The organism is Rhizobium pantanalense (genome assembly GCF_030182525.1).
In the GTDB taxonomy this organism is placed as follows: domain Bacteria; phylum Pseudomonadota; class Alphaproteobacteria; order Rhizobiales; family Rhizobiaceae; genus Rhizobium.
This window is the reverse complement of record NZ_JAQJCH010000002.1, coordinates 137689-163127: the sequence shown is the minus strand read 5'-3', so window position 1 is coordinate 163127 and position 25439 is coordinate 137689. Positions and strand designations below refer to the sequence as shown.

Genomic DNA, 25439 nt, shown 5'->3' with positions numbered 1-25439 from the left:
AGCTCACGGTCGTTTGCCAGTTTGACATGGCAGCCCACAGAAACGTGCAATTGACGGCGACAATGCAACTGGTCAAAGCTATGACCAGACGGGTCTACGGAAAACAATGCCGCCAGCATGAGCAAAAGCACCATCAGCGATCAAGGGCCGATCATCGTCTTCGACGCCATGTGCGTCCTGTGTACCGCCAACGCCCAGTTCGTGCTGCGTCATGATCGCCTCGGCCGTTTTCGTCTTGCTTCCATGCAGAATGAAACCGGCATCGCCCTCTATCGCCGCTGCGGCATGAACCCCGCCGATCCGGATAGCCTCATCATCGTCGACGGCGCGAAGGTGCTGCGCGACAGCGACGCGGTGCTGGCCATTTATGCCGGTCTCGGCTGGCCCTGGAAGGCGATTTCGGTGCTGCGCATCGTACCCCGTCTGCTGCGCGATCCGATCTACCTCTGGCTTGCTCGCAATCGCTACCGCCTCTTCGGCAAACGGGAGACATGCTGGCTACCGACACCAGAGCAGGCGAGCCGCATCCTTTGAAAAGAATCCTCGTTCTTGGCGGCTATGGCGGGTTCGGCGCGCGGCTGTCGCGGCGCCTTGCCGGCGACGGTTTCGAGGTTCTGGTTGCCGGACGCAATCTCGAAGCGGCAAAGGCACTCGCCGCTCGATTGCCGCATGCGATTGCCCTTCAAGCCGATCGAAATGGCGATATCACCGCGATCCTCAGCGAGCACCGGCCCTTTCTGTTGATCGATGCGGCGGGCCCCTTCCAGCAAAGCGATGACAGAGTTGCCCGAGCCTGCATAGAGGCCGGTATTCACTACATCGATCTCGCCGACGCGCGCGATTTCGTCGGCGCGATCGGCTCGCTTGACGAAGAGGCCAAGGCCGCTGGCGTCACTATCATCTCGGGGGCGTCGAGCGTGCCGGCGCTCTCCGGCGCCGTGGTTGCCGACCTTGCCAAGAACATGGAGGAGGTTCGCTCGATAGAAATGTCGATCAGCGCCTCCAATCGCGCGACCGCCGGCGCCTCGGTCGCATCGGCGATCCTGAGTTATGTCGGCAGGCCGGTGCGGCTCTGGCGCGGCCGGCGCTGGCAAGACGCGATGGGCTGGCACATGCTGAAGCGCGAAACCTATGCCGTCGCCGGCCAACGCCCTCTGCGCCGGTTGGTGGCGCTTGCCGACGTGCCGGATCACGATCTGCTGGTCGATCGCGTTGCCGGACGGCCCAGCGTCATTTTCCGGGCTGGACCTGAATTCGCCTTTCAGACTTTGGCACTCTGGTTTTTGTCCTGGCCGGTCGCCTGGAGCTGGCTGACATCGCTTACAAAGATCAGCCGCTTTCTGCTGCCGCTGCAACGCCTGACAGCGAGGCTTGGGACCGCACGCTCGGCCGTGACGATTGAGATCAAGGGGATCGAGCAAGACGTCATGAAGGCTCGCCGCTGGACCCTGATTGCCGAAAATGGCAATGGCGTGGAAATCCCCACGCTTCCGGCGCAATTGCTGGCGCGGGCCTTGCGCGACGGCCGCCTTTCACCCGGCGCCCGTCACGCCGGCGGGCTCCTGTCGCTTGAGGATTTCCGGAGCTTGTTTCGCGATCTGGCAATCACTGAGGAAACGACGGAAGCACCCTATACTCCGCTCTATCAGCGTGTCATGGGTCCTGCTTTCGCGCATCTTTCCGAGCCGGTACGTGCGATGCACCATGTCTTCGGCGATGGTGGCGCGAAGGGCGAGGCAGTCGTCACCCGTGGGCGTTCTCCTCTGGCTCGGCTGATCGCGAATGTGTTCGGCTTTCCTGCCACTGGCAAGCATACTCTGCATGTGTCCTTTGGGGAAAATAATGGCATCGAGCGATGGACGCGGGATTTTTCCGGCCAGCGCTTCCTCAGCCATTTGAGCGAAGAGAATGGCGGCCTCGTCGAACGCTTCGGTCCCTTCCGCTTTTCGTTCGATCTTCCCATCCGTGGCGACGGACTCAGCATGGAGATGCGACACTGGTCGTTCCTGCGCATTCCGCTGCCGCTCTTTCTGGCGCCCCAAAGCATCGCTCATGAATGGGCGGAGGACCACCGCTTCCACTTCGATGTACCGATTGCCCTGCCGCTCATCGGCCCGGTCGTTCATTATCGAGGCTGGCTGCAGCCAATCGAATGACCCAATCCGGCTTCCTCGCCCGCAAGCCAGCAGCTATCGGCCTACTTGTGGCCGATAGCGCGAGCGGAACGAATGACCGTCAACCGGCAGCACTGGCGGCACTGAGGACCGCCTTGACGGTTGCCGTCGCGACATCGGCATCGATACCGACGCCGAAAACCTGCGATCCGTCCGACCGGACGCATTGTAGATAAGCAGCCGCTTTCGCATCACTGCCGCGACGCAGGGCATGCTCCTGATAATCCATGACGCTCAGTTCCACTCCGAAAGCCTCGGCAATCGCGGCAAGTACCGCCGAAACGAGGCCGTTGCCGCGACCGCTGACGGCAACATCGCGATTGCCATGGCGAATGCGGCCGGTGAAGGTGCGCTCCGCACCGGCTCCCCTGCGAAAACCACCCTCGTAATCGACGAGTTCGAAGCGCTCGACATCGTCAACATAATAGGCTTGGACGAAAGCCTTCCAGATATCCTCGGCCGTCAGTTCGCGCTTCGTCTCATCGGCGAGGAGCTGCACCCGCCTGCTGAAATCGACCTGCATGGCGCGCGGCAACTTCAGGCCTTTGTCCTGCTCGATCACCCAGGCAACGCCGCCCTTGCCCGACTGGCTGTTGACGCGGATGACGGCTTCGTAGCTCTCGCCGATATCGGCGGGATCGACCGGCAGGTAGGGCATTTCCCATACGCCATCATTGCGCCGCTCATGCGCGGCAAAACCCTTGCGGATCGCATCCTGATGCGAGCCAGAGAAGGCCGTGTGCACGAGTTCGCCGGCGTAAGGGTGGCGCGGATGGACGGGCAGACCGTTGCAATATTCCACCGTCTTCACCACCTCGCGGATCGACGGAAAGGCCAGGCCGGGATCGATGCCTTGCGTGTAGATGTTTAGCGCCAGCGTCACCAGATCGACATTGCCAGTACGCTCGCCATTGCCGAACAGGCAACCTTCGACCCGATCGGCGCCCGCCAGCAGTGCCTGCTCGGCCGAGGCCACGGCCGTACCGCGATCATTATGCGGATGGACGCTGATGACGACCGCGTCGCGTCGCGAAATATGGCGGCAGAACCATTCGATCTGGTCGGCATAGACATTCGGCATCGCCACTTCCACCGTTGCCGGCAGGTTGAGGATGGCTGGGCGCTCCGCAGTCGGCTGCCAGACATCGAGCACGCGCTCGCAGATTTCGAGCGCGAAATCCGGCTCGGTGAAGCAGAAGGTTTCCGGCGAATATTCGAAGGTCCAGTCGGTTTCCGGCTGCTTCAGGCTTTCCTCCAGCATTGCGGTAACACCGCTGACGGCGAGATCGACGATCTCGTGTCGCTCCATGCCAAAGACGACGCGGCGGAAGAGCGGAGCGGTTGCATTATAGAGATGCACGATGGCTTTGCGGGCGCCGATGAGGGATTCGAAGGTACGAGCGATGAGATCGGCGCGCGATTGGGTCAACACTTGGATCGTCACATCCTCGGGGATGCGGTCTTCCTCGATCAGCGCACGGACGAAATTGAACTCGATCTGCGAAGCGGATGGAAAGGCGACCTCGATCTCCTTAAAGCCGGAGGCGAGCAGCATGTCGTAGAAGCGCAGCTTGCGCTCGACATCCATGGGATTGGCAAGCGCCTGGTTTCCGTCGCGCAGATCCGTCGAGAGCCACCGCGGTGCCTTGGCGAGGCGCCTGTTCGGCCATTGCCGATCCGGCAATTCGATGGGCGAGATAAAGGGGCGATATTTGGTTTCAGGATTCTTCAGCATGATCCATTCCGTTGCGTGTCGGTCAATTCGGGAGAAAGCGGACAGCAGAATACGGCCGCCGGGATGCCGTCAGGCCCGACGACCGCGGCTAAGTCGCAATGCAACGGAAAGCTGAAGAGAAAAGGATATGCAGGACGAGGCTCCGGCATCCATCCGCACGCGCTGCGATGCGGCGGCAGCGCTATGCGGCCGATCCGATCGATGCAGATTGTGGGATAAGGCAGACACGAAAGGAAATATCCTGCTGGAAAGGAGCTCTAGCTTACTGCCGGCATCTTTGATATTCTCACGCGCATGGATCAATCATCGTCGCAAAAGGATCAAGCCTATCTGCAGCACGGCGCCGATGTCGCTGGAGGCGTCGCCGTCATCGCACACGACGATCATCGCTTCACCAGTTCTCGCCACAGCCATAGGCAGGCGCAACTGCTCTACGCCGTCAGCGGCGTAATCTCCTTGACCACGGATAGCGGCACCTGGGTCGTGCCGCCGAGCCGCGCGGTCTGGCTGCCGCCGCATCTCGAGCATGTGACGGCAAGTCATACAAGCGTTCAATTTCGCTCGTTGCTGATCGATGCCGACGGCAGAGATACCCTGCCGAAAGAGTGTATGGTGGTGGAAGTCACCCCGCTTCTGCGCGAGCTCATCCTGCGGCTCGCCGGCCTCGTCGATAAACCCGATCACAAAGAAGTCGCGAATGCGGTCATTCGCCTGCTGCTTCTTGAACTCACTTTCCTGCCGGCACAGCCGCTGAAGCTACCGCTACCGAAACATCCGGCCCTTGCGGCGTTCTGCGAAACCTTGCTCGACGATCTTGCCAGCACAACCTCGATCGAACAGGCGGCCAATGGGCTGCATATGAGCCGGGCGACACTGATGCGGCTGTTTCAACGCGAGACCGGACTGAGCTTCGGTCGCTGGCGGCAGCAAGCACGCATGTTGAAGGCTCTCACCTTACTCGCGGAAGGACGGACCATTCTCGATGTCGCGCTGGACTGTGGCTATGAGAGCCCGAGCGCCTTCTCGGCCATGTTCCGGCGTTCGCTCGGCCGCTCGCCTCGCGATTATTTTCAATCTGCAACGCTGACTGGCGAAACCAGCCAGGGAACGGACTAAGGGCTAGTTCTGCCGGTCGCCAGCCAGGCAACCGAACATGCGGAAATCGTGGAAGGCCTCTTTGAATCGCGCCTTCTGGCGCAGTGTGCCCTCATATTGGAAGCCCGCTTTTTCAAGAACCCGATCGGAAGCTGTGTTTCCCGGCAGCGTCCATGCTTCGATGCGATTGAGCGAAAAATCGTCGAAGCCGCACCGGACAACGGCGCGTGCCGCTTCGCTCATCAACCCTTTGCCCCAGGTCGAAGGATGCAATTCATATCCCAGCTCGGCGCATCTGGCACGCCGGTCGAAGCTGTTGAAGCGAATGGCCCCGAGCAATTGGCCGGAAACCCGATCCTCGATGATCCATGAACAACCTGCTCCTTTGGGGAAGATTTTGATCATCCATCGCAGGGAACGTTCGATCTGCGCCATTTTCGGCGCATCAACCCAATTCGAGAATCGTGTGACCTCCGGAATCGAAATCAACGCATGGAAATCGTCGCGATCATCCATGCTTGCTTCCCGCAGCCGCAGCCGCTCGGTTACAAGTGTGGGAAACTTGTCTTTTGAAAGGACCATCTTCAGGCTTTCAGCAGATTGGTAAGGATGATCTCGCGCCAGACGCGGGTGGGCGTGATCCAGGCGTCCCAGGAATTATACTTGCCGGAATAGATGACAGCGGCGATACCCGCATCGGGCATCAGCCAGAGCCTTTGCCCGCCATTGCCGAAACCGGCATACCACGGCCGTGGACCGTCAAACGCCGGCACCGGCGCATCGCCTGAGAACCACAGTCTGCCATAGCTCAGACCATCCCCCGTCGAAATCGCCGGCGCGAGGGATTGCGCGATCCACTCTTCCGAGACGATCCTTTTACCGTTCCACACGCCCTTCTGCAGGAAAAGCATGCCGATCTTCAGCAAGTCCGGGGCAGTCAGGCGTAATCCGGATGCCGGCGATGCCACGCCGTCACGCCCGGCGTTCCAATGGAATTTTTTAATCCCCAGCGGTTCGAAGAGAACCTCTCGCGCGAAATCAGGCAGGCGCTTGCCCGTGCCGCGCTCGATGAGCGCGCCGACAAGCGCGACGCTGCCGCCGGAATAAATCCAGCGCGTTCCCGGCTCAGCGATCACCGGACGCTCCAGGACGAAACGATATCGGTCCGGCGCGTTCTCCATCGCAATTTCGCTGTTCAGCGGGTCGGTATAGGGACGATCCTCGTCCCACTCCATCCCCAGCGTCATCGTCAGGGCATGACCAACAGTGATCTTGGCGCGTGCAGGATCTCGAGCGAGATCGCCGTATTCCGGGAACTGCTCGTAGAGCGATGTATCCGTTGACGGCACCAATCCCCTATCGAGCGCGATGCCATAAAGAAGACCGGCAATGCTCTTGGTGACCGAGCGAAGATCGTGCAGCGTATCCGCGTCGAAAGCGACATCCCCGAGCGGGTCTCCCCAATTTTCGTCGGAACCGACTGCATAATATTCCAGACATACACGCCCGGAACGAGCGGCAAGCACGACATGCAGATCGCGCAGCAGGCCGGATTCGATACCGGCTTCGAACTTGCGGCCGAGCCCAGGATCAAAGCCCATGGCCTGCAAGATTTCCTGATCAGACGACAAGGGTGAATTGCTCAGTGTCACGGCCATGAAATCGCCTTCCTCCGTTATGCGACTTTCAGCTCAGGCTACAATCCAAGCATGTATTCGGCAAGGCGCTCACTCGACATTTCGCCGCCGCGGACGCCCATCGAAATCAGCTCCGTTCCACCCCCAATTCACCGTCCGCCTCCACGACGAACGCCGCCACCGTCCTATTGCGGCCGTTCAGCTTTGCCTTCAGCAAAGCGCCGTCCGCGCGGTTGATCAAGGTCGTAGTCGGTCCCGACACCGGGGAAGAGGCGATGCCGACGGAGACGGAAAGCGGCCCAACAATCCGCGCGCGATAAGAAAAAGGCGTGCCGAACACACTCGTACGCAGTTTCTCGGCAAGCGCAAAACCTTCCTCGTCGGTCATATCCGTGGCGATGACCGTTAACTCCTCCCCGCCGAAGCGGTAGACCGTACCGGCCTCGCCAACCGTGTCGGCAACGATCTGCCCGACATGCCGCAGCACCTCGTCGCCGGCATCATGGCCGAACTCGTCGTTGAAACGCTTGAAGTGATCGATGTCGATCATCATGCAGATGACCGTACGGGCGGATTGATCCCTGTGAAGGTTGTTGAGCGCCTCGTCCAGCGAGCGCCTGTTGAGCAGGCCTGTCAGCGCGTCGCGCACGGCCAGATTGATCAACCGGTCTCGGAGCTGCAGATTGGCGATCGCAAGGCCGATATTCTCGGCGATCAGCTCCAGATAGAGTCGCGGCGCATCGGCGGCCGTCGCATCCTTCGTGCGATCCTCGAAGTAAAGCAGGCCGATCGCCTCGCCGAGCGCGGTCAGGGGAACGCAGAGACCCGGCACGCCGGAGTGATCCAGATGCTGACAGGGAATATCGGTATCCGCCACGTGGCTGACATGCGGACGGCCACGGCGCAGGCCCCAGCAGGCGGAAGCGGCAAAGGAAGGCTCGGTATGTTCGGGCTCCAGCCACCGGCTGACTTCGCTCAGCGCCGTCCTGCTTTCGTTCATCGTGTAGAGGCATCCCGCGACGCCGGGAAAGATCTGCGGCACGAAGAGCGCAACGACTTCGGCAAGTTCTTTCTGGGCGTAGCAGGCTTGCAGCCGGTGCATCATCTGCAGGATGAGATCCTTGGTCTCCAGATCGCGCTTGCGCTCGGCGTCGAGACGGTTTCGCTCCAGACCGTTCTCGCGGAAGATCTGTATGGCATCATTCATTTCGCCGATCTCGTCACGGCGGCGGTCGGTCGGTACCTCGACGGCATAATCCTGTCTTGCCAGCCGGTTGACGATCCCGGTCATGCGCACCAGCGGCAGCGCCACCCGGCGCCGCAATATGAAATAGAGCACGCCGAGGAATATGACCGCAGTCAAGGCCAGCATCACTTTGGCAATGTTGGCCCAGAGATCGCTGCGTGCCTGCGCGGAATGGAAAGCCGCCTCAGTGCGCGTCGTCGCCAGGGCGCGAAACTGATTGACGCTGTTAAGCAGTGCCGTCTGAAGGCGCTCATGTTCAGGGCCGAACAGCGTATCGCGCGCACCGGCCTGATCGCCACCGGTATAGGCGGCGACTGCCGCCGCCTCCACCTTATCGAGCGCCTGCGCATTGACCGCCACCTCCTCGATGACCTGACGCTCGGCATCCGGAATGCCGGGGCCGCGCAGAGCATTGATGGCCGCATCCCGACGACGCTCTTCACCTTCGTCGACGGTGAAGGCATTCAGATGTCTCTCCTCGCCGCGCACGACATAGAGGCGAGCTTCGTCCGTCGTTTCCTCAGCGCCGAGTGCAAGCTCCTCGCCCATGCTGTTCAGCAACAGATGCTGCTCCACGGCCTGCCGCTCCTGCACAGCACTTTGGGCCGAGAGAATGAATGCCACAGCCGACAGCACGGTCAGGACCACGGTGATACCGTAGGCCCAATTCGTAATTGTGGTAATTCTCATCTGCCGTCCTCTGCGCCTTTTTCAGGCACTCCTAAAGTACACGCCGTGCCGAGCCCTCTATTATGAAAAGCAGCCGCGGGATCAAGCGAGAACATGCAGCGTGGAAAGCTTATTCCTGGCGCACAGGCACGAACCCTCGTCTGCATCGCGCGGCGTGGAGAGCTGTGAGCGTCGCGATCTTCTGACGAGAACCTCGGTTGCGGCCGAGCGGCCGCTTCCGAGATTCCCGGCTGTCGTCAGGGGTGAGTACGACAGCCGCGTCAACAAATCGATTTTCAGACCCGCAATCCATAGGCCGGCTGGAAGCTGGGAAATATATGCTTAAGTTCCACAAGTGACTGCCCCATTTTGAGACATCTTTCACGCAATGCTAAAATTTATCCTGCCAAGATTGGCCTTGCGCACGGCAATTGTTGTTCAAATCTCAGACAAGTGTGATGATTTGAACTTTCCAACCTAACCCATTTTCCTGAATAGCTCCTCGGCGTCTGCACAGATTCTGCAAAGACAGGCGCCATCGTCGCGCCATGAACAACACGCCCGAGACCATCACCGCTCCGCCCGCCCGCTTGCCACGCAGCCTTCTCAAAGAAGGCTGGTGGCTCGGGGACGATCGTCATCCTCAAGCCGATCCGCCCGCTCAAGGGGCCAAGATCATACCCTTCGCCGAATATCTCGCACGGAGCCGATGCCGATGAGCCTATCCGATACAGCGCCCCTTCCCTCAAACTTCACAAATAAATCCCATCGCAAACTCCTCACATTCATTGCCCTTGTCGCCCTGGCAGACCTTCTCCTTTTCGACAGACAGCCCGGCCTCAATCTTTTTATCTTCACCAATGCCGTTGCCGTCGGTCTGCTCAGCTCCTCCCGAAAAAGACCATCCATTCAAAAAATCGCGGCGCTTGTCGCCCTCGGCCTTGTCGCGTCCATTCCGCTTGCCGAAGCCGCCTCCTGGATGGGCATCGCAATCAGCCTTCTCAGCCTTTGCTTGATATCGCTCGGCATCAGCGGATTGATCCCCTCGCAATGGACCCGCCTGCCGCTCGTGCTGCTGCGTTTCCTTCTGGACGTGCCGGCGCGGCCTTTTCGCCGCGCGAGCTATCGCTGGCTGCAGCGCCTGCAAAAACCGTCACCGCGCGGCGTGCGGCATCATCTTCGCAACTGGATCATGCCGCTGGTTTTTGCTGCAGGCTTTCTTGCCCTCTTCGCAGCCGCCAATCCGCTGATCGACAAGACGCTGCGCAGCATCGACCTTACCTTCCTGCTGCAACTGTTGAGCATATGGCGCATCGGTTTCTGGCTTGCCGTTGCAGCCTTCCTGTCCCTGCTGCTTCGCCCACGCCTCATGCGGCGACGCCCTCGCCGACGCGATGTCCCCGATATCGCAACCGAGACTGAAGATGCGCTATTCAGCCATGGTGCCCTGCTGCGTTCACTGCTGGTCTTCAACGCGCTGTTTGCCGTGCAGACGCTGCTCGATCTCACCTATCTCTGGGGCGCAGCCAGCCTGCCTGATGATATGACCCATGCCGAATACGCCCATCGCGGCGCCTATCCGCTGATGCTGACAGCAATCCTCGCTGCCATCTTCGTGCTTGCCGCCATGCGGCGCGGCGGACCGGGCGACAGAAGTCTCCTGCTTCGCGGCCCGGTGCTCCTCTGGATCGCGCAGAACATCCTGCTTTGTCTTTCCTCCATTCTGCGGCTCGATCTCTATGTCGAAGTCTATTCGCTGACGGAGCTGCGCGTTGCGGCCGGTATCTGGATGGGGCTGGTCGCGGTCGGTCTCTTCCTCATCCTTCTGCGCATCCTGCTGGATCGCTCCAACGAGTGGCTGATCGCCTTAAGCTCCGCGATGCTGGTTCTCACACTCTATGCCGCCGCATTTGCCGACATTCCTGCCTTCATCGCCCGCTTCAACGTTGCCCATAGTCGCGAGATATCGGGCGAAGGCGTCGTTCTCGATCTCGATTATCTCTTGACGCTCGGCTCGGCGGCCATTCCGGCGCTCGATACCTATCTGGCATCGCTGCCTGCCGACGTGGATGCTCGCAGGGTGCGCGAAGCGCTTCGATGGCAGCACATCGGACGCCCGCGCGACTGGCAAAGCTGGACATATCGCGACGCCCGCCTCGACGACTACCTCAAGCAGACACAACTCTTGCAAGATCAGGCGGAAACGAAGAAAACGAATGGGTGAACCAGGACCTTTATAGCATGGCCCAGCGCATCCTTGTCGCCGACGACGAACCGAATATTCGCGACGTGATCTGCTTCGCGCTCGACCGCGCCGGCATGAAGACGACGACCGCGCGCAACGGCACAGAGGCCATGATGGCCTTTCACAAAGGCGGTCTCGATCTGATCGTTCTCGACGTTGGCATGCCCGACATGGATGGGCTGGAAGTCTGTCGCCGCATTCGCAAGACATCGAACCTTCCGATCCTCTTCCTGTCGGCACGCGACGAGGAAATCGACAGGATCCTCGGCCTGGAAATCGGCGGCGACGATTATGTCACCAAACCCTTCAGCCCGCGCGAGCTGGTTGCCCGGATCCGCACCATCTTGAAGCGAAGCGGCCATGGCTCGGAGCCGGATGCAGCCAATGGCTCCGTGTTCGTGGGATCTTTGCGGCTCGATCGCGGTGGCCGCACCGCCAGTTTCGCCGATGTGCCGCTCACCTTGACCGCACTCGAATTTGCGATCCTCGACACATTATTATCGCGCCCCGAAATCGTCTTCAGCCGTGATCAGCTGATGGAAGCGGCTTATGGCGCTGACATGCAGGTCGCCGACCGCACCATAGACAGCCATATTCGCAATCTGCGCGCCAAGCTTTCGGCCGCTGGCGGCAAGGGCATTATCGCCACGGTGCACGGCATCGGCTTCAAGCTGACATCACCAGCAGAAGGAAGCGTCTGATGCACGCGCCAAGGGTAAAGCCGAAATGGCGGCCGCCGCTTGCCCTCATCGTCTATGCCGTGCTTCTGACGGTGATGACGCTGCCGATGCTCACGATCATCTGGTTTCGGGTCGTGCGCGCCGCCTCCGGCGCCATGGCGCCGGCGGAGATCGCGACGCTCGCTGCCGTTCTGATCCTCACCCTCATCGTCGCCTATGTGCTGACGCGCACGCTGACTACGCCGATCAATGCCCTAATTGCCCGAACCGAAGAGATCGCCCGCGGCGGACGCTCCGCGATCCGGCCGCTCGAAATCTACGGCACGCGCGAGGTCGCGACCCTTTCGCAGAGCTTTCTCGATCTCGCCGGCAAGTTGGTCGACCATTCCGATTACGTGCGCTCCTTTGCCACCCATGTCTCGCACGAGCTGAAATCGCCCCTCACCTCGATCAAGGGAGCGGCAGAACTGCTTCGCGACGACGACGACAATCCGATGAGCCACGAGCAGCGCAACCGCTTCCTTACAAACATCATCGCCGACACCGAACGGCTGGATCGGCTCTTGTCGCGCCTGCGCGAATTGGCGAAAGCCGAGCTTCCGTCCGAACAGGGCTCCAGCAGCCTTCGCGATGTCATTGCTCAGCTTAAGATGCAGTTTCGCCAACTGACGATCATCTATGAAGGCAGCGCCGACGAGACGCTGGCTTTGCCCGGCGAGGCAGCCGGCATTATTTTCGCCAATCTGGCGGAAAATGCCTTTCAGAATGGCGCCACAAGCCTTGCAATCAAGGCAAGCGGCGAAGGGCGTGGGATATCGATCCAAATTCGCGACAATGGTCGCGGCATTGCCGATGGCAATCGGGATCGCATCTTCGAACCCTTCTTCTCGACGCGGCGGGACGATGGCGGCACGGGCATGGGCCTCGGCATCGTCAGAGCCATGCTCGCTTCCCACGGGGGCAGCATCGAATTGCTTGAGAGCAGCAAGGATGGGACGACGTTTCAGATCATCCTTCCCATCACCGCCTGAAACGGCGCACTCGGCCATGAACTGGCGGTAACAACGAAAAAGCGGCCGAAGGCTAAAACCATCGGCCGCTCCATTATTTCGATAAGGGACCTTACGCTGCCTGTGACTGCGCCTGAGCTTCCAAAGCCATCGCGCGTGCCGTGACGAAATCGACCTTGCCGGAACCGAGGACCGGTACCTTGCCGACGGTCACTTCGGCGGGGACCATCATTTCCGTGGCACCCTTCGATTTCGCGAAGGCGAGGAAATCGCTTCGGGTCGCACCCGGCGCATCGGTCAGGAGCACGAGACGCTCGCCTTTCTTGGCATCTGGTACGGACGAGACGACGCTCAGGGCACCCGGCCAGAGCTGTGCGGCAAGCGTTTCCACTGCGGCAAGCGAGATCATCTCACCGCCGATCTTGGCGAAGCGCTTGGCTCGGCCGCGGATCTTGACGAAACCGTCCTCATCGATGGTGACGATGTCGCCGGTATCGTGCCAACCTTCCGGCAGCGGCTCGAGAACGCCGGGATTGTCGGCGCGCAGGTAGCCGGCCATGACGTTGGCACCCCGGATGAGAAGGCGGCCGCCCTCATCGATGCCGGGAACCGGCTCGAGCTTCCATTCCATGCCCGGCATGATCTTGCCGACCGTTCCGGTGCGATTGTACATCGGCGTGTTCAGCGAGATCACCGGAGCCGCTTCGGTCACGCCATAGCCTTCCAGGATGCGCAGGCCGAATTTCTCCATATAGACCTCGCGGGTCGATGCCTTCACCGGCTCGGCGCCCGAGAAGATGTAGCGGATCGACCGCAAGTCATAAGGATGGGCGGTGCGGGCATAGCCGTTCAGGAATGTATCCGTGCCGAAGACGATGGTGGCGTTGGAGACGTAGATCAGTTCCGGCACGATGCGATAGTGCAGCGGCGACGGATAGAAGAACACCGGCACACCGGAGACCAGCGGCAGGATCGTACCTGCCGTCAGGCCGAAGGAGTGGAACATTGGCAGGACGTTGAACACCTTGTCGCCCGGGTGGAAGTCGATGCGAGAGGCGGCCTGGGCGGCATTCGAGAGGACATTGCGGTGCGTCAGCACCACGCCCTTCGGCGCCCCTTCCGAACCGGAGGTGAAGAGGATGACGGCTGGATTGTCGGCGCTGCGCTTCACCAGCGGCCGATACTTGCGCATGAGGCCGGCGATCTTGTTGAGGAAGGTCACCTGCGTGCGCAGCTCATCCAGCCAGACGAAGGTCACCTGCTTTTCCAACTCTTCGACCACCGGACCGAGTTTGGCCTGCGTGACGAAGGCGCGCGAGCAGAGCACGTGCTTGACCTCGGCCGTCCGGCAGGCGGACAGGATGTTGGCCGCACCGGCGGTAAAGTTCAGCATGGCCGGAACCTTGCCCGCCGACATGACGCCGAGGACAGTCGCGGCCGTGCCATTGGCATTCGGCAGCATGACGCCGAGCGTCTTCTCGTTCGGGAACATCTTCTTGAACTTCGCACCCAGCACCGCAGCCCCGGTCAGGAGCTTGGCGTAGGAGAGCTTACCGGCAATCGGGTCCTCGACGGCGAGTTTCTTGCCGCCATATTCATGGGCGCTGTCGATGACGCGGCCGAGAACTGTATTGTTGGTGTCGGCGGTGCGGAACATCAGCGCCGACATGATCTGGTAGAGAGCGGCACCCGCGGCAATGCGGCGCTTCCTGCCCTTGAGTTCCGCGGGAACGTCGAGCTTGACCGGCTCTAGGATCGTCACCTTGACCTTGGGGAAGAGGCGGCGGCGAACATGGTTCGACGTCAGATAGGAAGCATAACTCTTTTCCAGACCATCGATGCGCACGGGCACGATCATCGCGCCGGTCTTGTCGGCGACCATGGCGGCACCGTCATAAACCTTCATCAGCGTGCCGGTGACGGTCAGACGCCCCTCGGGGAAGATGCCGACCGGGCTGCCGTCCTGGATGACCTTGATCAGCGAACGCGTCGCCATCGGCTTGGTGGGATCAAGCGGCAGGAACTTGCACATCTTCAAAAGCGGCCGCACCCACCACTTGTTTGCGAAGGCATAGTCGATGGCGAAAACAGGCTCTTCCTCGGTGATGGCAAGCGCGAGCGCACCGTCGAGCAGGCTCACATGGTTGAGCGCGATGATCGGCGCGGGGCCTGCCTTGCGGATGTTTTCCAGACCTTCGACCTCCAGCCGCATGAAGGCTCGGAAGATGATCGAGATCAGATCGCGGGAGGCATTGGTCGGCAGCATTTTCAGCATGAGCCAAGTGATCGCGATGTTGAGCACGGAGATGCTGAGGATGATGACAGGAATCGACAGGCCTACAGCCTGCAGCACGGCCACAAGCGCCAGACCGACGGCAATGAAGAGAGCGGAAAGCACATTCGAGGCGCCGATGACGCGGGCACGGCGATCCTCATGCGCCCAGCTCTGCATGGCCGAGAAGGTTGGAACCGCCAGGAAGGCACCGCCAATCGCCATGCCCGCGAGGTCGATGGCAACGCGAATGGTCTTCGGTCCGGCGAAGAAGGTAAGTATGGTTTCGGCATGGCTGGTCGACTGCAGACCCCACAGGTTCCAGCCGAGATCGAGGCCGAAGAGCGCGACAATCAGCATGCCGATCGGCGCCGGCAGAAGCACGATGCGACCGGCGGCCATCCATCCGGCAATGGCCGAACCAATGGCAACCGATATGGCGAAGATCGCGAGATAGGCGGGAACGACGATTTCCGAGCCGCCGAGAATATCGGTGACCATGACCGGCAGCATCGACATGATGAAGGCGCCCACGAACCAGAACCAGCAGTTCATCAGCGACGCCCGCCAGATGCGGCTATCGGCACGAAGCTCGTTGACCAGCCGGTAGCTCGAGCGCACGACATTGGTGTCGACGACGAGATCCGGCGCCTTGGAGCCCGTCGACGGGATCATGCGGGCGGCAAACCAGCAGAGGATGGAAAGCCCCATCATCATCGGGCCGAAGATCCAGACGTTCTCGCCCTCGCGGAAAGCGACCGCCGCAACCATGGTGCCGGTCAAGATGGCGATAAAGGTGCCGCCCTCGATCCAGGCATTGGCCTTGGGCAGATCACGATTTTCCAGGTGGTCCGGCAGGATGCCGTATTTGATCGGGCCGAACAGCGAGGAAATGACGCCGAATCCGAAGAGGGCAAGCATTAGAATCCAGATCGAGGAGAAGGCTATGCCGACAACGGAGATCGCCGCCACCAGGAGTTCGCAGCGCTTCAAAAGCTCCGCCATCTTGGCCTTATCGTATTTGTCGGCAAGCTCGCCGGCAATCGCCGACAGGAGCAGGAACGGCGCGATGAAGATGCCGCCGGCAAGTGTGACCAGCGCCGCACCCTCCGTCGCCATCTGCGCGAGAATGACGAAAACCAGAGTCTGCTTTAAGAAATTGTCGTTGAATGCAGTCAGGAATTGCGTCCAGAACAGCGGCGCGAACTTCCTCGATCTCATCAGGTGCGTTTGCATGGCGTATCCCTCATTCGGCCAACAGGACGCCATAGAGTTGTTACGCAAAGGTTGAGCGCGGATACAACTCTATGGCGTCGTTAATAAAGGTTAGTCCTGACCGTCACGATTGAACTTAACCAGAAGCTTTTCCGTACGGGCATCTTCTACCTTGCGGATCAGTTTGTCAGCCTCGCTATTGTCTCGGATCGTCTTGGTGACGTTGACCGCCGTCTGCACCAGCATCAGGATGCCCATGGCGAGATAGCCTTTGCCCCAGAGATCGATCGGCATCATGTAAAGGCCGATGAGGAGCATGAAAGCCGCGGCGGCAAAAGAGATATAGGAGAAGCTGACCCAAGCCTGGGAATGTTTCTGGAAGCTGTCGTTCATGATGGTATCCTCTCAACTATCTAATGTTTTGATGGGTTTGTTTTTCAGGCTGCTGAATTCAGGCGTTGGCGCAGGCGGGCCAGCACGTCGTCGGCGGAAGGGCCGCGCGGTGCGCCGCAGCCGGCATTGGCGAGTTTTTCGATGATATGTGCCTGCCGGCTCGCGGCATCCATTTCCTTCATGGCAGAGGCCGCAATCTCGCAGCGGCTCTGGTAGGCTTGAAGACGGGCGAGCGTTTCCTCGGCGTCGTCGAGCGTCGCAAGGCCGGAATTGTCGTCGCAGGCGGCATTGAGCTTCTGCGTCTGCTCCGTGGCGCGCGCCAGACGTTCGCCGCGCTGCAGTTCCTGCAGCCGCGCTTCCGCTGTGCGAACGGTCGCCTTGAGTTTGCCGATCGTCTGAGTGAATTGCGCCTGGGCCTTCTCGGAAGCATCCCGCTCGGCTTCGAGCTGGGCGATCGCCTCAGCCGCCTCCCGCGCAAGGTCGTCGCCTCCCTTCTGCAGGGCGGCAACGGCGCGCGTTTCCAGATCCGCAATACGGCCGATGATCGCCGCGTGCCGGTTCTTTTCCTGCTCATTCTGCGCGATGGCAATCGCCACGGCCCGCCGTGCCGACTGAATGGCATTGGCCGCCTCACGGATCTGTTGTGCAAGCAAGGACACCGCATTGCGATCGATAAACGCCTGCTCCGCATCATAGGCCCGACCGCGAATGAGCGTCAGAATTGAATTGAACATTTGTCGTCTCCCGTTTATGAACGATGTTCACGAAACGATGTATGTCAGAATCATGAACGTTGTTCAAGAATAATTTTGAACAACGTTCAAGAAATCGAATTGGAATAGCTGATGGCGAGAAAAACCCTGGAAAAGCGCGAGGATCTGAAGCTCAGGCTGATCGAGGCGGCGCGCAATCGCATCGCTGCAGACGGGCTTTCCAACCTGAGGGCGCGCGATGTCACCCAGGATGTCGGCTGCGCACTTGGTGGCCTCTATACGGTCTTTGCCGATCTCGACGATCTCGTCATTCACGTCAATTCGGCGACGCTGAAGGCGCTTGAGGCATCGCTCGCGCTGACGGAGGTTCAGGATCACACGCCAGCTGACCGGCTGCGCAATCTGGCGCGCGGTTATCTGCGCTTTGCGGTCACTCATCGCAATCTATGGAAGGCGCTGTTCGACCATCGGCCTCCCGATGACCGCCCGAGCCCGGAATGGCATCTGGAAGAGCATATGTTCCTAATGGGCGTCATTGCCGAGCCGCTCGCAGAATTGCAGCCGAACATGTCGGAGACGGCGCGCGCCATCCGGGCGAGAACGCTTTTCGGCGCCGTGCATGGCGTCGTCAGCATCAGCCTCGAAGGGCGTTTCGTCGGCTTGCCGATCGAAAGCCTGGAACAGGAGCTCGACGATTTCATCCTGACGGTCGCAGCAGGATCTGCGGCGAGGCAAGGCTAACACCCGTTGTAAGGGAAACGCGCTCCGTCGTATGGTGCCGTTCAGACCGCCGCCTCAACGAACGGTTTCCTGACTGCCTCGATATCCCGTCGACTCCTAATATCAGCTTGGAACTTCATTAAGGGAGCACTCAGCCCCCCGTCGCTCATAGCAACTCTACCCAAGACACGATCGCCGAGTTCACATCGTCCTTGCGGTCCTGCATGATCCAGTGCCCGGCGTTCTTCCAGACGTCGATCTTGGACTTCTCGTTCGAGAACCATCTACGCATCCGCGCCGCCTGGCTCTCGTCACGGCAGAGATGATAGAAAGGGACTGTGATGGTCTTGCAGAAGGCTTCGCTATTGCTGCCGAGACCGACCTGATCAGATCCGAAGAATAGCGGCCCGAAGGATTCTCGAACGGGATGCTCCGGTGTTCCCTGAAGTCGTCTTGCATGCCAGCGCTTGAGTGCCGGATCTGTCGAAGGGTCATAGACGCTTTCGAACAGGGCCGGACCAACCACACCAGGATTCTGGGTCTTGAGATCGTCGACGGCTTTCTTGAAGATCGGCCCGAGGCTGTCGGCAAATCCGAGAGAGCCATCGACGGACACGACCGCGTCGACAAGATCCGGCCGCTTTGCCGCAAGGCGCGCGGCGACCTGCCCACCCATGGAATGTCCTATCAATATAAATTTCTCACCCTCGAATTTCCTTTCGATCAGAGCTTCGATGTCACGAACATAGTCGCCAGGCATGTAGCTGCCGGGCGGCATGATCTCGGACCGGCCATGGCCACGCAGATCGGCGGCAACGACCCGGTAATGGCTTTCGAGGGCGGGCAATTGCCAACTCCAGTCATGGGAATCACACGTCCAGCCATGCAGCAGCATTATGTTCCGACCCTTTCCGGAAACGGTGTAGAAAAGGTTAGCGATGCGCGCCGGTGCAGCGAGGGCAGGATTGGGGCCGGCGGCAACCGCCGCCACCGTCATTCCAAGGATGGTCATCAGACCGCGCCGCGATAGGTCGAAATTGCTCTCTGCCACTGGTAGTCTCCGTTGAAATCTCTGGCATGTCCGCGAGCTACCCGCTCGGCGGCCCGGCGTTGATTGCTCGGTGACTTCTAGATATATGTTGTAAATCTACGATCAATTACGCACCTTAAAGTGCGTAGATATACCGGAGGATATCCAGATGCCCGGAAAGGTGGACAACGTCTTCTTCGCGGACTGTGCGGCGCGCTCGTTCTTCGATCAGGTCGCGAACAAATGGTCCGTCATGATACTGACCGTGCTTGAGGAAAAGCCCACCCGCTTCAATGAGTTCATGCGCAGGTTGGAAGGAATTACTCACAAGGCGCTGACCCAGGCATTGCGACGGCTTGAAAGAAACGGGCTGATTTCGCGCAGAGTGCTGGCAACCTCACCGGTCGCGGTGGAATATTCGATCACCGATCTTGGCCGGACGCTTCAGGTGCCGTTCGGCGCGGTCTACGAATGGGCGATCAACCATCTGCGGCACATCGAAGAGGCACAGGAAAACTATGACGCCCGCGCGAATGCGTAAGGCGAGCACATTCGAAAACGACGATCGCTTGTGTCCCGAGCCTTCGCCCTGCCGCGTAAACATGCGCGGTGATTTCGCGCTATATCCGAGAGATCACAGACCCGAACCTGAAGACACAGAAGTGTTCACGGCTTCGAGGGCGCGTAATTCCTGATGTCGCCGAAAGTGTAGCCGCGATCCCGCAGCATGCGGATCAGCGACTGCAGGTTTTCGCGGCCGTTGAACTGGTCCTGAAACATCTCGTCATGCATGAGCAGGATCATCTTGCCCCGTTGCGTGAAACGACCGTACTGGAAAAGGTGATCGATCTCGTTGACGAGATGGTCCACCGATTGGACCGGCTTGCCGTCATCGCTATGCACCCATTCGAAATCCCAGCCGAAGAGATAGAACCCCGCTTCGGCGACGAGTTCGTAGTCCAGCCACTCACGCTCCCACTGAGCGACGTTGATGGATAGATCCTCCCTCGATACGGTCGGAAGCCGAAAGACATCCCTGCCCGGCAGCCGCGCATTGACGATCGGCGTCAGACCGAGCACTTCATTGGCATGAAGCATATCGGCGACGACGGCTTGGGTGTTGGAATAGTATCGTCTGTAGCGATTATTGGCGTGGCTGTAGCTGTGATTGCCGACGGTTACCAGCGGCATGGCCTTGGCTTCTGCCAGGAGATCGCGCCCGGCGGGAATGGTCTCGACATGCTGGCCGACCATGAACATGGCGGCGGGGACATTTTCCTGACTTAGCACGGAAAGAATGTTCTTCGTTCCAGGCAAGGGGCCGTCATCGAATGTCAGATAGATCGTCTTATCCGCCGCCTCAGCGGAGATAGCGCAAATAGCTGCAAAGATGCCGGCGAGCAGCCATCTGAAGACCTTATTCCATTGATGATTCAATTCGCCCAAGCCAGCCCGCCTCCCCGTATCATCGCCGCAAACTGGCATATCGCATGAAACAAGAAAAGCGCCGCAAGCACGACAAAAGCAAAGGGCGCTCTACCCATTTCTGGGGAGCGCCCTTGCTTTTTAACCCGGACAGCGAACGCCGGCTCGACACAGAAATGTCAGCACGGCAGGCCATCGATACAGGTGATGGCTCGCAGATAATCGCGAATCGCATCCTTTGCAAGAGCCGGCTGCGAAAATTTTAGCAATTCTGTCACATGAGAGTTCCATGTGACAGAATTCGCACATTTGACAGGCTTTGGCCGCTCGTCAAGCGGCCTGCAAGGCCGCGTCACGCGGGATCTCGACATCGATCTCCAGCATGGAGACGTCCTTGTCGCGATCCATCTTCACCTGCACCTTGTCGCGATCGACCTGCACATGCTTGGCGATGACGGCGAGGATTTCCTCTCTCAGCACGGATACGAGATCAGAGCCTATCGAGGCGCGCTCATGGGCAAGGAGGATCTGCAGGCGCTCGCGCGCCATCGGTGCAGATCTCTGCTTGCGGAACAATCCGAAAATGCTCATGCGGCCCTCCTTGCGAAGATCTTGCCGAAGATACCCCGCTTTTCGCCGGGGATGGTGATCGGCACCTGCTCGCCGGCAAGACGGCGTGCGGCGTCGAAATAGGCAAGCGACGGCGCGCAGCGCGCATCGGCAAGTGTCACCGGCGAGCCGAGGTTGGAGGCGCGCAGGACATCAGTGCTTTCCGGGATGATGCCGAGCAACGGGATGGAGAGGATCTCCAACACGTCGTCGACCTTCAGCATGTCGCCGCGTTCGGCGCGGCCAGCATCAAAGCGGGTCAGCAGCAGGTGCTTTTCCATGCGCTCGCCGCGCTCCGCCTTCAGCGTCTTGGAGTCCAGCAGGCCGATGATCCGGTCGGAATCGCGCACCGAGGAGACTTCCGGGTTGGTGACGACGACCGCGACGTCGGCATGACGCATGGCAAGGGTGGCGCCGCGCTCGATACCGGCCGGGCTGTCGCAGATGACCCAGTCGAAATAGTTCTTGAGCTCGTTGATGACGCGCTCGACACCCTCGGGCGTCAGATTGTCCTTGTCGCGGGTCTGCGAAGCCGGCAGGAGGAAGAGCGTCTCCAGCCGCTTGTCGCGGATCAGAGCCTGCGGCAGCTTGGCATCGCCGTGAATGACATTGACGAGGTCATAAACAACGCGACGTTCCGCGCCCATGACCAGATCGAGATTACGCAGGCCGACGTCGAAATCGACCACGACGACCTTTTCGTTTCTCTGTGCCAGAGCCGCCCCCAATGCGGCCGTCGAAGTCGTCTTTCCAACTCCGCCCTTGCCTGATGTGACGACGATTACCTTGCCCATCTTGCTCTCCTGTTTTGGCCGGCTTCGGCTCAGATTAGTTTTTCGGCCATGATCGTTTCACCATCCAGCCAAAGCTGGACGGCTTGTCCCCTGAGGCCGGGTGATACGTCTTCCGCCATCTTGTAAATTCCATCGATTGCCAGCAGCTCGGCCTCGAGCTTGCGGCAAAAAATTCGCGCCGAGGCATTGCCGATTGAGCCCGCCATGGCGCGGCCGCGAAGGGCGCCGTAGATATGGACCGATCCACCCGCGATGACTTCCGCGCCCGACGCCACCGAACCGATGACGGTGACGTCACCTTCGGGAAAGATCACCGACTGGCCGGATCGCACCGGCTCGCGGATGATCAGGGATTGCGTAACTGCACGAACTTCCGGAGGCGGCGCCTTGGGTTCACTGTTGCGGCGCTCCACGACCGGCTCGGCCTCGGAGACTTCGAAATCGGCAGCCGGACGCCCGCCCTTCAGGATCGGCGGCATGCCAGGCCCGGCGATCGACGGACGACCGCCCTCGATGCCCATAATGCTGACATTGCGAGCCGAAAGCTCAGCAATCAGCTCCTTGAGCTGCGCCTTGTCGATCGGCAGGTCGGTGATGTCGAGGACGACCGGCCGTCCCAAAAAGAAGCCGGCCGAACGGGCTGCGAGGTCGTCAAGTCTGATCAACCACTGGTCCAGCGGAAGATCCGGCGAAAGCATGACCGCAAGAAAGGAGCGGCCCTTGATACGGATCGAACGAGCGTCTGTTAGCACTTTGGTCATCTATGTGAATAAATCGTTGATCTTGTGTACCGTTGATATGGTTAACAAATGGTTAATACGGGGCTCCATTGGAGCCCGAACCGCCCCATAAAACGGCGATGCTCGCAAGCGCCGAAGGCTCGTTGGAGCTGGGGTCGTAGACGCATGGAGCGGCGAAAATCGCAGCTCCTGCAAGGAGAAGAATGATGGGACGCATATGATCCTCCAGGTGCAAAGCAGTGACTGCCTTGCTTGATGTCCAACGGGAAAAAATTAACGATTCGGCGCGCCGCACCTTCCGGAGCGGCGCGCAATATCGATGCGCTGCTGATTCTCAGGCAAGCTTCAGTTCGACATTGATGTTGCCGCGGGTAGCCTTCGAATAGGGGCAGGTCTGGTGGGCCTCCTCGACCAGCGTGCGGGCAAGTTCCGGCTCAATGCCGGGCATGCTGATGGTCAAGCGGGCCTGGAGGAAGTAGGCGCCCTCCGTGGTGCCCAGATCCACTTCCGCATCGACGGCAAGGTCGGCTGGGAGCTTGACCTTGCGCTTGCCCGCAGCAAGGCCCATTGCGCCGATGAAGCAGGCCGACCAGCCGGCTGCAAAGAGCTGCTCGGGATTGGTGCCGGCATGGGCGCTGCCTGGAGGCGAAAGCTTGACATCAAGCTGGTTGTCATCGCTGCGCGCGAAACCATCGCGGCCACCGATGGTGTGGGTCTTGCCGGTGTAGAGAACCTTGTCGATCTTGGTCATGGAACACTCCGTTGTTGCGTTGCCCGCTCTGTTGTGCTGTGGGGCAACCTCTGTTGACGGAGTTGTTTTTGATGGATCGACGTATCCGGCATGTTTCCGGAATCGCCGAAAGTGTTACAAAACGTAGGCTCCAACGAGCCGGATACAATTGCTTACAAATTGCCGGAAAGTCTTTCGAAGGAACAATCAGGAAATAACGACTTCTGCCGCCAGGCCGCCACCCTCGCGGTTATAGAGCCTGACGGAGCCGCCGAGCGTCTGGGCGAGCTGCTGGGCAATCGCAAGGCCGAGCCCCGTGCCGCCGGTGTTGCGGTTGCGCGATTGCTCCAGCCGGAAGAATGGTTGCATCGCCGCCTCTATCTGATCCGGCGGAATGCCGGGACCGCGATCCAGAACGGTGATCGCAATCTGGCCCGTATCCCGCCGCTCCACGGCGATTTCCGCCGCTCCGGCAAATTTCAGGGCATTGTCGATGAAATTGGTGAGGATGCGACGCAGCGCATGCGGCTTCGTCGTCGCCGTGCCCTGGATGAGGCCGAGAATCTCGACGGATTTGCCGGTGTCCTGATAATCGTAGCTGATACTTTCGATGAAGGAGGCAAGATCGATGCGTGCGCTCTTTTCGCCATTGCCATGGGCACTGCGCGCATAGGCGATCCCATCCTGCACCAGACGCTCGATCTCGCCGAGATCTTGCAGCAGCTTGGTCTTCTCGGGCGAATCGTCGGCAATGTCGGCGCGCAGGCGCATGCGGGTGATCGGCGTCTGCAGATCGTGCGAGATTGCCGCAAGGATCTGCACGCGCTCTTCGAGATAATGCGCGATTCGATCCCGCATGGCGTTGAAGGCCCTAGCGGCGTGCGCCACTTCGCTCGGCCCTCGATCGCTCAAGGCCGGGCTCTTGTTGTTGGGATCGAGCGCATCGGCCGCGGCAGCAAGCTCGGCGAGCGGACGCGTCGCCTGTCGCACGGCAAACCAGGTACAAAGCACGATCAACAGCATCTGGACGACAAAGACATAGGGCAGCCAGGCCGCGATAGGCATGACACCTTTGGGCGTGACATCGATCGTCAACGGACTGCCGTCGCTCAGATTGAGATGCGCTTGTAGCCGCGATATCGGCCCCGGGATCGATTCCATGCGGATGGGAAAGCGATGGCCGACCGCATCCTCTATCTTAGCGGCGATCTCCGCGCCATGCGCAGAGGCATCGGGCACACCAGGCAGGCCCGTCCCCAGCTCGAAATTGTAGTTGCCGCGGCTCAGCCAATCGACAAAATTCGCCCTCTCATCGGCCGGCAGGCGATCGAGCACGGCGATCGAGGTGGCAACGTCGTTTTCCAGCGTACCGAGCATGACCGCCTTTGCCGACATATAGCGCTCTATATAGAGCACGCTGAAGGACAGGCCGTAGGCGATCGCAAGCCCGGCTAGCAGGATCAGCGAAATGCGTGCACGCAAGGTGCTTGGCCACCATGGCCGGTGACCCGGAAGGTCGACCACGGTCATGGGCGAAGCTCCGCAATTTCCACCGGCACGGAGAAGACATAGCCTTCGCTGCGAACCGTCTTGATATACATCGGCTCGCGCGCGTCATCGCCCAGACGCTGGCGGAGCCGGCTGACGAGCAGGTCGATGGAGCGATCGAAGAGATCGGCGTCGCGGCCCTGGGTGAGGTTCAGGAGCTGGTCGCGATTAAGCACCCGCTGCGGGTGGTCGATGAAGACGCGCAGCAGGCGGTATTCGGCACCGCTGAGCGTGATTTCCGTTCCATCCTTGTCGAGCAGATGACGGCCGACCGTATCGAGCCGCCAATCGCCAAAGACCAGCAATTGACCGGCTTCGCTGATCTGCAAGTTAGGCGGCAGCATGCGGGTGCGCCGAAGAACCGCCTTGATGCGGGCAAGCAGCTCGCGGGCGGCAAACGGCTTTGCCAGATAATCGTCCGCGCCCATCTCCAGGCCGAGAATGCGGTCCATTTCGTCGCTGCGCGCCGTCAGCATGAGAATAGGCGTCGCCTTGTGCTTTCCGGCGCGAAGCTCGCGACAGAGCACGAGGCCGTCATCGCCCGGCATCATCACGTCGAGTACGATCAGATCGACCGAGTTGGCCTCGAGAAAGCTGCGCATCTGCCGGCCATCGGCGGCCGTCGTCGCCCGCAAGCCGTTCTTCTTCAGATAGCTCGACACCAGTTCGCGGATTTCCCGATCGTCATCCACGATCAGGATATGGTCGACATGATCCATTTCGATTTTCCCACTCATCATCGTAAGCATCAAGCTACGA

At 60.2% G+C, this 25439-nt stretch carries 24 protein-coding genes; 9 read left to right on the top strand and 15 right to left on the bottom strand.

Annotation, left to right across the window (positions count from 1 at the left end; all coding sequences use genetic code 11):
* Positions 1 to 117: 117 nt before the first annotated feature.
* On the top strand, positions 118 to 534 hold the full coding sequence (locus PH558_RS06850; RefSeq protein WP_285202923.1) for a thiol-disulfide oxidoreductase DCC family protein: 417 nt from the start codon (positions 118 to 120) through the stop codon (positions 532 to 534).
* Positions 492 to 2156 (top strand): saccharopine dehydrogenase family protein, encoded by a 1665-nt coding sequence (locus PH558_RS06845; RefSeq protein WP_285202922.1) that lies wholly within the window; start codon positions 492 to 494, stop codon positions 2154 to 2156. The genes PH558_RS06850 and PH558_RS06845 overlap by 43 nt, the downstream gene beginning before the upstream one ends.
* Positions 2157 to 2235: 79 nt before the next feature.
* Here the strand turns inward: PH558_RS06845 and leuA are convergent, their stop codons facing one another.
* The gene (gene leuA, locus PH558_RS06840) at positions 2236 to 3909 is read right to left on the bottom strand and encodes a 2-isopropylmalate synthase (protein ID WP_285202920.1); all 1674 of its coding nucleotides are present in this window, start codon (positions 3907 to 3909) and stop codon (positions 2236 to 2238) included.
* 294 nt (positions 3910 to 4203) lie between these two features.
* Here leuA and PH558_RS06835 point away from each other — a divergent pair, with 294 nt between their 5' ends.
* Positions 4204 to 5025 carry an AraC family transcriptional regulator gene (locus tag PH558_RS06835; protein ID WP_285202919.1) on the top strand — a complete coding sequence of 274 codons (822 nt, stop codon included), beginning with the start codon at positions 4204 to 4206 and terminating at the stop codon, positions 5023 to 5025.
* Between the two features lie 3 nt (positions 5026 to 5028).
* Here PH558_RS06835 and PH558_RS06830 read toward each other — a convergent pair whose 3' ends face one another.
* The 3 genes from PH558_RS06830 to PH558_RS06820 form a co-directional block, all read right to left on the bottom strand.
* Entirely contained in the window at positions 5029 to 5586 is a 558-nt protein-coding gene (locus PH558_RS06830) for a GNAT family N-acetyltransferase (protein WP_285202910.1), read from the bottom strand.
* 2 nt (positions 5587 to 5588) lie between these two features.
* The gene (locus PH558_RS06825) at positions 5589 to 6662 is read right to left on the bottom strand and encodes a serine hydrolase domain-containing protein (protein ID WP_285202909.1); all 1074 of its coding nucleotides are present in this window, start codon (positions 6660 to 6662) and stop codon (positions 5589 to 5591) included.
* Positions 6663 to 6768: 106 nt separating this feature from the next.
* Positions 6769 to 8577 (bottom strand): diguanylate cyclase, encoded by a 1809-nt coding sequence (locus tag PH558_RS06820; protein WP_095437024.1) that lies wholly within the window; start codon positions 8575 to 8577, stop codon positions 6769 to 6771.
* A gap of 694 nt (positions 8578 to 9271) precedes the next feature.
* On the opposite strand from PH558_RS06820, the gene PH558_RS06815 reads away from it, so the two are divergent.
* From PH558_RS06815 to PH558_RS06805, 3 genes are read left to right on the top strand one after another with little or no spacing between them, the layout of a single operon-like run.
* Positions 9272 to 10780: a DUF4153 domain-containing protein gene (locus PH558_RS06815; protein ID WP_285202907.1), complete on the top strand. Its 1509-nt coding sequence runs from the start codon at positions 9272 to 9274 to the stop codon at positions 10778 to 10780.
* A gap of 17 nt (positions 10781 to 10797) precedes the next feature.
* Positions 10798 to 11502, top strand: a complete 705-nt coding sequence (locus PH558_RS06810; RefSeq protein ID WP_285202906.1) for a response regulator transcription factor — start codon at positions 10798 to 10800, stop codon at positions 11500 to 11502.
* On the top strand, positions 11502 to 12512 hold the full coding sequence (locus PH558_RS06805) for a HAMP domain-containing sensor histidine kinase (protein WP_285202904.1): 1011 nt from the start codon (positions 11502 to 11504) through the stop codon (positions 12510 to 12512). Before PH558_RS06810 ends, PH558_RS06805 begins: the two co-directional genes overlap by 1 nt.
* A 91-nt stretch (positions 12513 to 12603) precedes the next feature.
* On the opposite strand, the gene PH558_RS06800 is transcribed toward PH558_RS06805, so the two are convergent.
* The 3 genes from PH558_RS06800 to PH558_RS06790 all read right to left on the bottom strand — a co-directional run bounded on the left by PH558_RS06800 (position 12604) and on the right by PH558_RS06790 (position 17105).
* Positions 12604 to 15999 carry an acyl-[ACP]--phospholipid O-acyltransferase gene (locus PH558_RS06800; protein ID WP_285202903.1) on the bottom strand — a complete coding sequence of 1132 codons (3396 nt, stop codon included), beginning with the start codon at positions 15997 to 15999 and terminating at the stop codon, positions 12604 to 12606.
* Positions 16000 to 16089: 90 nt separating this feature from the next.
* On the bottom strand, positions 16090 to 16371 hold the full coding sequence (locus tag PH558_RS06795) for a YiaA/YiaB family inner membrane protein (protein WP_069610368.1): 282 nt from the start codon (positions 16369 to 16371) through the stop codon (positions 16090 to 16092).
* Positions 16372 to 16415: 44 nt separating this feature from the next.
* On the bottom strand, positions 16416 to 17105 hold the full coding sequence (locus tag PH558_RS06790) for a PspA/IM30 family protein (RefSeq protein ID WP_285202901.1): 690 nt from the start codon (positions 17103 to 17105) through the stop codon (positions 16416 to 16418).
* Positions 17106 to 17216: 111 nt separating this feature from the next.
* Here PH558_RS06790 and PH558_RS06785 point away from each other — a divergent pair, with 111 nt between their 5' ends.
* The gene (locus tag PH558_RS06785) at positions 17217 to 17825 is read left to right on the top strand and encodes a TetR/AcrR family transcriptional regulator (protein ID WP_285202900.1); all 609 of its coding nucleotides are present in this window, start codon (positions 17217 to 17219) and stop codon (positions 17823 to 17825) included.
* A gap of 145 nt (positions 17826 to 17970) precedes the next feature.
* Here the strand turns inward: PH558_RS06785 and PH558_RS06780 are convergent, their stop codons facing one another.
* Complete coding sequence (locus PH558_RS06780) at positions 17971 to 18855, bottom strand: alpha/beta fold hydrolase (protein ID WP_285202899.1); 885 nt, start codon at positions 18853 to 18855, stop codon at positions 17971 to 17973.
* Positions 18856 to 19003: 148 nt separating this feature from the next.
* Here PH558_RS06780 and PH558_RS06775 point away from each other — a divergent pair, with 148 nt between their 5' ends.
* On the top strand, positions 19004 to 19375 hold the full coding sequence (locus PH558_RS06775) for a winged helix-turn-helix transcriptional regulator (RefSeq protein ID WP_285202898.1): 372 nt from the start codon (positions 19004 to 19006) through the stop codon (positions 19373 to 19375).
* Between the two features lie 125 nt (positions 19376 to 19500).
* On the opposite strand, the gene PH558_RS06770 is transcribed toward PH558_RS06775, so the two are convergent.
* A complete protein-coding gene (locus PH558_RS06770) occupies positions 19501 to 20280 on the bottom strand; it encodes a polysaccharide deacetylase family protein (protein ID WP_285202897.1) in 780 nt (259 codons plus the stop codon).
* Between the two features lie 44 nt (positions 20281 to 20324).
* On the opposite strand from PH558_RS06770, the gene PH558_RS06765 reads away from it, so the two are divergent.
* On the top strand, positions 20325 to 20525 hold the full coding sequence (locus tag PH558_RS06765; protein WP_285202896.1) for a hypothetical protein: 201 nt from the start codon (positions 20325 to 20327) through the stop codon (positions 20523 to 20525).
* A 64-nt stretch (positions 20526 to 20589) separates the two neighbouring features.
* On the opposite strand, the gene minE is transcribed toward PH558_RS06765, so the two are convergent.
* The 6 genes from minE to PH558_RS06735 form a co-directional block, all read right to left on the bottom strand.
* Entirely contained in the window at positions 20590 to 20850 is a 261-nt protein-coding gene (gene minE / locus PH558_RS06760; RefSeq protein WP_069610364.1) for a cell division topological specificity factor MinE, read from the bottom strand.
* Complete coding sequence (minD, locus tag PH558_RS06755) at positions 20847 to 21662, bottom strand: septum site-determining protein MinD (RefSeq protein WP_095437032.1); 816 nt, start codon at positions 21660 to 21662, stop codon at positions 20847 to 20849. The genes minE and minD overlap by 4 nt, the downstream gene beginning before the upstream one ends.
* A 29-nt stretch (positions 21663 to 21691) precedes the next feature.
* Entirely contained in the window at positions 21692 to 22423 is a 732-nt protein-coding gene (minC, locus tag PH558_RS06750; protein WP_113232848.1) for a septum site-determining protein MinC, read from the bottom strand.
* Positions 22424 to 22736: 313 nt separating this feature from the next.
* On the bottom strand, positions 22737 to 23153 hold the full coding sequence (locus PH558_RS06745) for an organic hydroperoxide resistance protein (RefSeq protein WP_095437034.1): 417 nt from the start codon (positions 23151 to 23153) through the stop codon (positions 22737 to 22739).
* Positions 23154 to 23339: 186 nt separating this feature from the next.
* The gene (locus PH558_RS06740) at positions 23340 to 24662 is read right to left on the bottom strand and encodes an ATP-binding protein (protein ID WP_285202895.1); all 1323 of its coding nucleotides are present in this window, start codon (positions 24660 to 24662) and stop codon (positions 23340 to 23342) included.
* The gene (locus PH558_RS06735; RefSeq protein ID WP_095437036.1) at positions 24659 to 25399 is read right to left on the bottom strand and encodes a response regulator; all 741 of its coding nucleotides are present in this window, start codon (positions 25397 to 25399) and stop codon (positions 24659 to 24661) included. Before PH558_RS06735 ends, PH558_RS06740 begins: the two co-directional genes overlap by 4 nt.
* Positions 25400 to 25439: the final 40 nt, after the last annotated feature.

Excerpts from the sequence above, each read along its gene's own strand:
- PH558_RS06850 (WP_285202923.1), top strand. The coding sequence starts at position 118 with ATGAGCAAAAGCACCATCAGCGATCAAGGGCCGATCATCGTCTTCGAC.
- PH558_RS06845 (WP_285202922.1), top strand. The coding sequence starts at position 492 with ATGCTGGCTACCGACACCAGAGCAGGCGAGCCGCATCCTTTGAAAAGA.
- leuA (WP_285202920.1), bottom strand. The coding sequence starts at position 3,909 with ATGCTGAAGAATCCTGAAACCAAATATCGCCCCTTTATCTCGCCCATC.
- PH558_RS06835 (WP_285202919.1), top strand. The coding sequence starts at position 4,204 with ATGGATCAATCATCGTCGCAAAAGGATCAAGCCTATCTGCAGCACGGC.
- PH558_RS06830 (WP_285202910.1), bottom strand. The coding sequence starts at position 5,586 with ATGGTCCTTTCAAAAGACAAGTTTCCCACACTTGTAACCGAGCGGCTG.
- PH558_RS06825 (WP_285202909.1), bottom strand. The coding sequence starts at position 6,662 with ATGGCCGTGACACTGAGCAATTCACCCTTGTCGTCTGATCAGGAAATC.
- PH558_RS06820 (WP_095437024.1), bottom strand. The coding sequence starts at position 8,577 with ATGAGAATTACCACAATTACGAATTGGGCCTACGGTATCACCGTGGTC.
- PH558_RS06815 (WP_285202907.1), top strand. The coding sequence starts at position 9,272 with ATGAGCCTATCCGATACAGCGCCCCTTCCCTCAAACTTCACAAATAAA.
- PH558_RS06810 (WP_285202906.1), top strand. The coding sequence starts at position 10,798 with ATGGCCCAGCGCATCCTTGTCGCCGACGACGAACCGAATATTCGCGAC.
- PH558_RS06805 (WP_285202904.1), top strand. The coding sequence starts at position 11,502 with ATGCACGCGCCAAGGGTAAAGCCGAAATGGCGGCCGCCGCTTGCCCTC.
- PH558_RS06800 (WP_285202903.1), bottom strand. The coding sequence starts at position 15,999 with ATGCAAACGCACCTGATGAGATCGAGGAAGTTCGCGCCGCTGTTCTGG.
- PH558_RS06795 (WP_069610368.1), bottom strand. The coding sequence starts at position 16,371 with ATGAACGACAGCTTCCAGAAACATTCCCAGGCTTGGGTCAGCTTCTCC.
- PH558_RS06790 (WP_285202901.1), bottom strand. The coding sequence starts at position 17,105 with ATGTTCAATTCAATTCTGACGCTCATTCGCGGTCGGGCCTATGATGCG.
- PH558_RS06785 (WP_285202900.1), top strand. The coding sequence starts at position 17,217 with ATGGCGAGAAAAACCCTGGAAAAGCGCGAGGATCTGAAGCTCAGGCTG.
- PH558_RS06775 (WP_285202898.1), top strand. The coding sequence starts at position 19,004 with ATGCCCGGAAAGGTGGACAACGTCTTCTTCGCGGACTGTGCGGCGCGC.
- PH558_RS06765 (WP_285202896.1), top strand. The coding sequence starts at position 20,325 with ATGAAACAAGAAAAGCGCCGCAAGCACGACAAAAGCAAAGGGCGCTCT.
- minE (WP_069610364.1), bottom strand. The coding sequence starts at position 20,850 with ATGAGCATTTTCGGATTGTTCCGCAAGCAGAGATCTGCACCGATGGCG.
- minD (WP_095437032.1), bottom strand. The coding sequence starts at position 21,662 with ATGGGCAAGGTAATCGTCGTCACATCAGGCAAGGGCGGAGTTGGAAAG.
- minC (WP_113232848.1), bottom strand. The coding sequence starts at position 22,423 with ATGACCAAAGTGCTAACAGACGCTCGTTCGATCCGTATCAAGGGCCGC.
- PH558_RS06745 (WP_095437034.1), bottom strand. The coding sequence starts at position 23,153 with ATGACCAAGATCGACAAGGTTCTCTACACCGGCAAGACCCACACCATC.
- PH558_RS06740 (WP_285202895.1), bottom strand. The coding sequence starts at position 24,662 with ATGACCGTGGTCGACCTTCCGGGTCACCGGCCATGGTGGCCAAGCACC.
- PH558_RS06735 (WP_095437036.1), bottom strand. The coding sequence starts at position 25,399 with ATGGATCATGTCGACCATATCCTGATCGTGGATGACGATCGGGAAATC.